Raw genomic sequence first — 790 nt, 5'->3', positions numbered from 1 at the left:
GAGGCTTCGGTAGTTTGTGTGACAAGGGGCTAGCCTAGGCAGCAACGCTCTTCGCTCCCTTCACGCCCTTCTTCCTCGCCTTCACCGGGCGACCCGGGAGCTGGGGCTGGCAGTCGCCGCACCTGAGCATGAGCAGGGCCACGAGGTTGTCGGTGTTGCGGAAGCCGTAGCCCATCCTCACCGTCACCTTGATCTTGTTGTTGATGGCCTCTACGCGCCCGTTGCTGATGCCGAGCTCGACTGCGGCGATGATGTCGTCGCGCCGGCGGCGCACCTTCTTCTCCACGGCGACGACCTTGGCGATCTTGCAGTAGGCGGCCCTGTGCATCCAGTCGTCGAGCAGCTCGGCGGCCTCGGAGCCGTCGGCTGCCCGGAAGACGGCCCGCAGGTCCTCCTTGAGCTCCCAGGCCCTGACCAGCCGCGAGCCGGCCCTCTTCTTGAGCGCCTCGAGCCTCGCCCTCTGGCCGTCGGTGAGGTCCTCGGGGTTCTTCACGAGCGCGTAGCGGCTGCCCTTGATGGAGGCCGCCTCCTCCTCGAGCGCCCTGACCTCCTCGGGCGGCAGCTCGCCTTTGGCAGGCCTGCCGCGCTTGCCCTCGGGCCTGGGCCTGGCGGCCCTGGCGGCGTTCCACTCCTCGCAGCGCACGGCGTCGAGCGCGTCGTTCATCCACTGGACCACGTGGAAGGGGTCCATGACCCACCTCGCGTTGGGGCAGCGGCGCTTGACCAGCTGCCTTATCCACCTCGCGCCGTCGGCGGTCACCACCTCTATGGCGCGCCTCTGCTCGCGCGT

General features: G+C 68.7%; 1 protein-coding gene. It reads right to left on the bottom strand.

Translation table 11 applies throughout. The annotated features are described in order from the left end of the window. Window positions 1-34: 34 nt before the first annotated feature. Window positions 35-790: ISL3 family transposase (locus ACTQ1S_RS09355; protein ID WP_441547568.1), on the bottom strand; the 756-nt coding region annotated here is incomplete at its 5' end.

Origin of the sequence: Collinsella sp. LCP21S3_D3 (genome assembly GCF_052118305.1) — a bacterium.
GTDB lineage: Bacteria > Actinomycetota > Coriobacteriia > Coriobacteriales > Coriobacteriaceae > Collinsella.
This window is presented reverse-complemented; position numbering and strand designations above follow the sequence as displayed.